This window comes from Gemella sp. 27098_8_155, assembly GCF_041433725.1.
In the GTDB taxonomy this organism is placed as follows: Bacteria; Bacillota; Bacilli; order Staphylococcales; family Gemellaceae; genus Gemella; species Gemella haemolysans_D.
Genome location: NZ_JAPWCA010000007.1, coordinates 86,805 through 93,700, shown reverse-complemented (window position 1 = coordinate 93,700; position 6,896 = coordinate 86,805). Strand labels below are relative to the sequence as shown.

The window sequence follows — 6,896 nt, the reverse complement described above, 5'->3', positions numbered from 1 at the left end:
CATACTCGAAAAGGTTAAAAGAAGAACGTATTTACCAAAGTATGTCTAGAAAAGCAAATTGTTTGGATAATTCGATAATGGAGAATTTCTTCGGAATATTAAAACAAGAGATATACTATGGAACAACATATAATAGTTATAGGGAACTGAAATTAGCTATTGAAAAATATATAAAATACTATAATGAAGAGAGAATAAAAGAGAAACTAGGATGGTTAAGTCCTAAGCAATATAGAATAGAACATATGACTGTATAAATATAAAAAAGATAGCGTAGCAGTCATTATAACTACTACGCTATCCTAAGTCTAACTTTTTGGGGTCAGATCAAAATGCGCTAAGCCTTATTTTTTATTTAGACTAAATTTTCTCTAAAAATTCTTCTACTTCTTTTTGAGTTTTAGCTAGTCTTGATACAAAGCGACTAACTTCTACATTATTTTTGTAACCTACAAAAGAAGGAATACCAAAAATATCAAGAGCTTGAGCTATTTCTGGATAATCATCACGATTAACGTAGATAAATTTTATTTCAGGAAACTTGTTTATCGTTTCTTCTAAGTAATGGTCTAACATGATGCAATCTGGACACCACGTTGCAGAAAATACAAAGACAATTTTTTCATTTTCTTCTTTTAATACTTTGAATTGTTCTATAGAATTTAATTTTTCTATATAATTAAACATATAATCACCTCATTTATGACTAAGATTATATCACAAAAATTAATTGTTAGCATGGAGAATGCTTAGTTTTTAATTTTCAGTTTATATTTTCATTTTCAATTTTGATTACAAATGTAAGCAAATATATTGAATTTAATTGTTAAATGTTGCATAATATGTGATATAGAGATTAGATTTATGTGATATAATTATTTATATAAATACTAAACTTTTATTGATAAAAGCTATACAATATTATAGAGGTGAAAACATGGCAAAACATTATGATTATATTGCGATTGGTGGAGGAAGCGGAGGAATAGCTTCAATTAACCGAGCTGCAATGTACGGTATAAAAGGATTGTTAATCGAAGGAAATGAATTAGGTGGGACATGTGTAAATGTTGGATGTGTTCCTAAAAAAGTTATGTGGCATGCGTCACAAATATCTGAGAGTTTAAAATTATATGCTAATGACTATGGATTTAGTTTTGAAAATTTAGAATTTGATTTTTCAAAATTAATAGGTAATCGTTCTGCATATATTGATAGAATTCATGGTTCTTATGAGCGTGGATTAAATAATAACAAAGTAGATTTAGTAAGAGGATATGCTAAGTTCGTTAACAAAAATACAGTTGAAGTTAATGGAGAACAGTATACTGCTGATCATATTTTAATAGCAACTGGTGGACAACCAACTATTCCTAATGTTGAGGGAGCTGAGTATGGTGTTACATCTAATGAAGTTTTTGCATTAAAACAATTACCAAAACGTATTGCAGTAGTAGGTGCCGGATATATTGCGGTTGAACTTGCTGGAGTATTCCACGGTCTTGGTGTTGATACTCACTTATTTGTACGACGTGATCGTCCTTTAAGAACTTTTGACAGAGATATAGTAGATACTTTAGTAAAAGTTATAAATGAAGAAGGTCCAACTCTTCACACAAATGCTATTCCTAAAAAAGTTGTGAAAAATGGTGATGACAGCGTTACTTTAGTACTTGAAGATGGACGCGAAACAACAGTTGATCTTTTAATTTGGGCAATCGGTAGAAAACCATTATCTGAAAATCTTAATTTAGAAGCTGCAGGTGTGGAAGTAGATGAGCGTGGATTTATTCCTACAGATAAATTCCAAAATACTAATGTAGAAGGAATTTATGCAGTAGGTGATGTAACAGGGCGCTTAGCGTTAACTCCAGTTGCAGTTGCAGCAGGACGTAGATTATCAGAAAGATTATTTAATAATAAACCTGAAGAGCACTTAGATTACACTAACGTTGCTACAGTAGTATTCTCACACCCAGCGATTGGTTCTATTGGATATACAGAAGAGCAAGCTATTAAAGAATTTGGTGAAGAAAATATTAAAGTTTATAAATCTTCATTTACTCCAATGTATTCAGCAATAACTAGTCACAGACAACCATGTTTTATGAAACTTATTACTCTTGGTGAAGAGGAGAAAGTTGTAGGATTACATGGGATTGGTTATGGTGTGGATGAAATGATTCAAGGATTTGCTGTTGCTATTAAAATGGGAGCAACAAAACGTGATTTCGATAACACAGTAGCGATCCACCCAACTGGTTCTGAAGAATTTGTAACAATGAGATAATTTTATAAAAAATGATTGGCCTTTTCCTAGGTCAATCATTTTTTTCTTGACATTCTTTTTTTATAGGAGTATTCTGAGGGTGGGAGAGGATAATAATGAAAAAATTTTTAAAAACAATAATTATTGCAATATTAACTGTATCGATTGCAACAGGTTGTGTGAGATTCAGTAAAGAGGATAAAGAAACTAATACTCCAAAAGAATCTTCTAATAAAGTCTTTAGTGAATGGATTGGGAAGAAAGGGATAGATAGTATTAAAATTAATGCATTGAAAAATAATGTTAAAATTTATTATCATAACAATGAAACGATTTTAATAAAAGGAAATTTCAAAGGAAATTATAAATATTTTACAGATAATAATTTATTAGATATTACTGCTTCTGCAGAGGAGTCAGGTGAGAATGAACTTACTGTATATCTTCCTAAAAAAATGTATAAAAGTATTACTATAGAGAACAAAGATGCAACTTCAAAAATCTTTGATGTAAATGTAGAAAGTTTAATTATTAATAGTAATGACGAGGTTGTAGTTGATGGAGCTGAGATAGGTAATCTTAAAATCGCTACTGATAACAAGAAGGTACAAATAACAAAGGATATTATAAATAAAGCGATTATTGAAACTAAAAATAATACAAAAATTATAGTAGACCAAACAAAGGTAAATACTATGAATATGCTAACAGAATCTGGAGATATTTTTGCAAAAATTAAAGGAAATAAACAAGATTATCAAATTAATTATAGTAAAAATACAGCTGACTCTAAAGATAAACAAATAACAGCAGTTTCAGATAAAGGAAAAATTGAAATTAGCTTTATTTAGATTAGATAACGAATTTTTCAAAATAAAAAAAGAAGAGGTGGATATTTAATATATCCATCTCTTATAATTTTAAAATTTCCCATTTTTTATGAAATTTTCTAGTTTTCTTCTATCATTGTCACTCATGCGGATATGTCTATTTTTTAATTCACGAGAATTGTGATTTTTTGTTATTTTAGAAACACTTTGTTTTCTATCTTTTAATTCTTTTATAAACATGTGACAATCTCGCAAAATTGCTCCGTAGCCAAGAGTGGTGTCGCGTTCGTCATGATCGTCACTTACTACTATAATATCTATAAAGTGATCGATTCTTAATTCTCGAGTTTTTCTTTCTATCCATTGGTCAGCCCTTTCACCAGTTTTTGTATAAACAATAGTAATAGGTGGTTCTTCTTTAATGTATTCTTTTGAACGTGTTAGATAAGCGTCAAATACGCAGTAAACGATATAGTTATTTCCACCTGCATATTCACGAAGCATATCAATTAGAATGTCTCGTTCGGTAGGAAAGGTAGAGCTTTTTATTAAGTCATATTCTTTCATACGAAAAAGTAAATTATAACCGTCAATAAATAAATATTGTTTTTTCATAAAAAGTCCTCCTTTGATAATTTAATTAATTTCTTTCCTCATATCTACATGCTCAATGCCTGCATCTAAATATATTATGTCATTAACTCGATTATAACCTAATGATTTATAGAAGTTTTCGGCTTGTATTTGAGCACTAAGTTCGATAATTATTTTTCTTTTTAAAATTTGCTGTGCGATATTTTCGCATCCAATAATAAGTTCACGTCCAATTCCTTGACCGCGGTATTCTTTATCAATAACAACGCGTCCAATGTGAATAACGTCTTTATCAAGATCTATAAGTCGTGCAACTCCGATAAGTTTATTGTTATCAAAGAATCCAACATGAACCGTATTTTCGCTATTATCTTTTTCATCAAATTCAAGTTCCATTGGAACTTTTTGTTCTTTAACGAATACTTCAATACGAAGAGCAAAACCAAGGTTAAGCTCTTCTTTAGATTTTAATATTTTAATCATTAGACTTAATTCTTTCGTACATTATTATACCAGCTGCTACAGAAGCGTTTAAGCTTTGGATTTTTCCTAACATTGGTAGGTGATATAAGAAATCACATTCGTTAGTAACAACTTTACTCATACCTTCACCTTCGTTACCGATTACGATAGCTAAAGGTACATCTTTTGCAATTTTTGTGTAATCTTCAGAACGTTCTGCTAATGTTGTTCCTGCAATCCAGAATCCTTTTTCTTTTAATTTTTTAATAGCATCAGTTAGGTTTGATACACGGATAACAGGCATGTGTTCAATTGCTCCGGCAGAAGCTTTAACTGCAGTTTGGCTAACTACAGCGGCACGACGTTTAGGAATTATTATTGCTTTAACACCACTTGCTTCAGCAGTTCGAATTATCGCACCTAGGTTATGTGGATCTTCAATATGGTCTAAAATAAGTAGGGTAGTATCCTTATTAATTTCTAAGTTATTTACTACTTCATCAAGTTCAAAGTAAGAGTATGGCGCAACATAGGCGATAACTCCTTGGTGACGTTCAGTAGTTGAATTGTCTAGTTTACGTTTTGGAACTTCTTGACAAATGATTTTTTTCTCATTAGCAATAGCAAAAATAGATTTTAATCTTCCTTTTTCAATCCCCTCTTGGAATAGAATTTTATTAATTTCACGTCCTGATTTAATTGCTTCAAGTATAGCGTTACGACCAGCAATTACTTCTTTATCCAAATCAATTTCAGCAGTTTGAACTTGAGGTTTTTGTCCTTTATTTTTTAGTCTTAATTCTTTATAGTGTTTATTGTTTTTCTTCATATAATTTTATTATGTAGTTAAACATTTCCTCCAATCTTTCGAAGTTTTTTTCTAAATATAAATAACCGAATACAGCCTCTAAACCAGTAGCTAGTTTATATTCCATAATACTAGCATTTTTTGCTTTAGAGTTATTTTTTTGATTTTTTGCACGGTTATAAATTTTTTCTTCTTGTTCTGTCAAAATACTATTGTTTAGTATGTTTTCCATAAAACTTGCTTGAGCTCTAGCAGATACGATTGTAGAAACTGTTTTGTGAAGATCATTTATTTTTCCTAAATGATTTTTCATAACATATTCTCTACTCATTATATCGTAAATACTATCTCCAATATAGGCAAGAGTTAAAGCTTGCATTTGATTTGGATTAGCGAAGTTTTTTTCAGTAAATTTAAATGTTATATTTTTTTCCATCGTACACCTTGTTTTGTATCTTCTAGGATAATTCCTTGTTCTTTTAAGTCATCTCGGATTTTATCAGCTAAAGCGAAATCACGGTTTTTACGAGCGGCTTCACGTTCAGCTATTAAGCTTTCAATATGTTCACTATCAAGAGTGTTATCTTCTTTTACATTTATTCCTAGAATTGAACTATACGTTTCGAATGCAGCATTGATTAGTTCTAATGTTTCTTTGTTAACAGCTTCTTTTGCTGTATATGAGTTTGAAATTCTTACAATTTCATACCATGAAGAAAGGGCGTTTGCTGTATTGAAATCATCTTGCATATATTCTTCAAATTTATTTAGTTCTTCTGTAATTAATGCTACAACTTCTGTATCTAATTTTTCTTCAGTCATTTCGTTATTTAATCTGAATTGTAGATTTTGATAAGAAGTTTTAATTTTTTCGAAGTTTGTTTTTGCTAATTCAATATTTTCTAATGTGTAGTTAATTGGTGTTCTATAGTGAACTGTCAACATGAATAAACGAAGTACCATAGGGTCTATTTCGGCGATAATATCTTTTACTAAACGGAAATTCCCTAAACTTTTACTCATTTTAACATTATCAATATTTATAAATGCATTGTGCATCCAATAATTACTAAATGGTGCATGGTTATGACATTCTGATTGTGCAATTTCATTTTCGTGATGAGGGAATGTTAAGTCTTGTCCACCAGCGTGGATATCGATTGTTTTGCCCAGTGTTTCTTTAGCCATAACAGAACATTCAATGTGCCAACCTGGACGACCTTCTCCAAATGGACTATCCCATTTTACTTCACCTGGCTTAGCTTTTTTCCATAGTGCAAAATCTAGTGGATCTTCCTTGTGTTCTCCAACTTCGATTCGAGCACCACTAATTAAATCATCGATAGATTGTTTACTTAATTTTCCGTAGTCTTCTTTTTTACGAGTTCTGAAATAAACATCACCGTCTGCTTCATAGGCATATCCTTCTTCAACTAATTTAGCTATGAATTTGATTATTTCTTGCATATATTCTGTAACTCGAGGATTTTTCGTTGCTCTTTTACATCCTAATGCATCGTAATCCTTAAAGAAGGCATTGATGTACTTATCTGTAAGTTCACTAGTAGAAATTCCTTCTTCATTACTTGCTTTAATAATCTTGTCGTCAACATCAGTAAAGTTAGAGATGAAATCTACTTCATATCCACTGTGTTCTAAATATTTTCGTACAACATCAAAGACTATAATAGGACGTGCATTACCGATATGAATATAATTATATACAGTTGGTCCACAAACATACATTCGTACTTTATTTTCTTCTATTGTTTTTAAAATTTCTTTTTGTTTTGTCAATGTATTATAGAGTTTAATCATAAATAGCTCCTTTTTAATTGGGGGCAAATATGTAAGTGATGTACTCCCAAAATTCTCAATTTTTTAATAATTAGAAAAATCTATTACTTAAATTTTAACACAAAATGTTGATAAA

At 30.3% G+C, this 6,896-nt stretch carries 9 protein-coding genes; 3 read left to right on the top strand and 6 right to left on the bottom strand.

Annotated features, from left to right (window positions below; genetic code table 11):
* On the top strand, nt 1-257 hold a 257-nt coding region (locus tag O5Y44_RS04760; RefSeq protein ID WP_371465627.1), incomplete at its 5' end, for an IS3 family transposase.
* A 103-nt stretch (nt 258-360) separates the two neighbouring features.
* Here the strand turns inward: O5Y44_RS04760 and O5Y44_RS04755 are convergent.
* Entirely contained in the window at nt 361-687 is a 327-nt protein-coding gene (locus O5Y44_RS04755; protein WP_271987477.1) for a thioredoxin family protein, read from the bottom strand.
* 250 nt (nt 688-937) lie between these two features.
* On the opposite strand from O5Y44_RS04755, the gene gorA reads away from it, so the two are divergent.
* Entirely contained in the window at nt 938-2,290 is a 1,353-nt protein-coding gene (gorA, locus tag O5Y44_RS04750; protein ID WP_271987479.1) for a glutathione-disulfide reductase, read from the top strand.
* A 95-nt stretch (nt 2,291-2,385) separates the two neighbouring features.
* The gene (locus O5Y44_RS04745) at nt 2,386-3,120 is read left to right on the top strand and encodes a DUF4097 family beta strand repeat-containing protein (RefSeq protein ID WP_271987480.1); all 735 of its coding nucleotides are present in this window, start codon (nt 2,386-2,388) and stop codon (nt 3,118-3,120) included.
* Nucleotides 3,121-3,189: 69 nt separating this feature from the next.
* Here O5Y44_RS04745 and O5Y44_RS04740 read toward each other — a convergent pair whose 3' ends face one another.
* The 5 genes from O5Y44_RS04740 to cysS are packed head-to-tail and all read right to left on the bottom strand — an operon-like array spanning nt 3,190 to nt 6,781.
* Nucleotides 3,190-3,714 (bottom strand): NYN domain-containing protein, encoded by a 525-nt coding sequence (locus O5Y44_RS04740; RefSeq protein WP_271987482.1) that lies wholly within the window; start codon nt 3,712-3,714, stop codon nt 3,190-3,192.
* Between the two features lie 21 nt (nt 3,715-3,735).
* The gene (locus tag O5Y44_RS04735; RefSeq protein WP_271987484.1) at nt 3,736-4,176 is read right to left on the bottom strand and encodes a GNAT family N-acetyltransferase; all 441 of its coding nucleotides are present in this window, start codon (nt 4,174-4,176) and stop codon (nt 3,736-3,738) included.
* Nucleotides 4,169-4,984: a 23S rRNA (guanosine(2251)-2'-O)-methyltransferase RlmB gene (rlmB, locus tag O5Y44_RS04730; protein WP_316447726.1), complete on the bottom strand. Its 816-nt coding sequence runs from the start codon at nt 4,982-4,984 to the stop codon at nt 4,169-4,171. The genes O5Y44_RS04735 and rlmB overlap by 8 nt, the downstream gene beginning before the upstream one ends.
* Nucleotides 4,968-5,399, bottom strand: coding sequence for a Mini-ribonuclease 3 (locus O5Y44_RS04725; RefSeq protein ID WP_048803296.1), 432 nt, complete (start codon nt 5,397-5,399; stop codon nt 4,968-4,970). Before O5Y44_RS04725 ends, rlmB begins: the two co-directional genes overlap by 17 nt.
* Nucleotides 5,384-6,781 (bottom strand): cysteine--tRNA ligase, encoded by a 1,398-nt coding sequence (gene cysS, locus O5Y44_RS04720; protein WP_271987489.1) that lies wholly within the window; start codon nt 6,779-6,781, stop codon nt 5,384-5,386. The genes O5Y44_RS04725 and cysS overlap by 16 nt, the downstream gene beginning before the upstream one ends.
* Nucleotides 6,782-6,896: the final 115 nt, after the last annotated feature.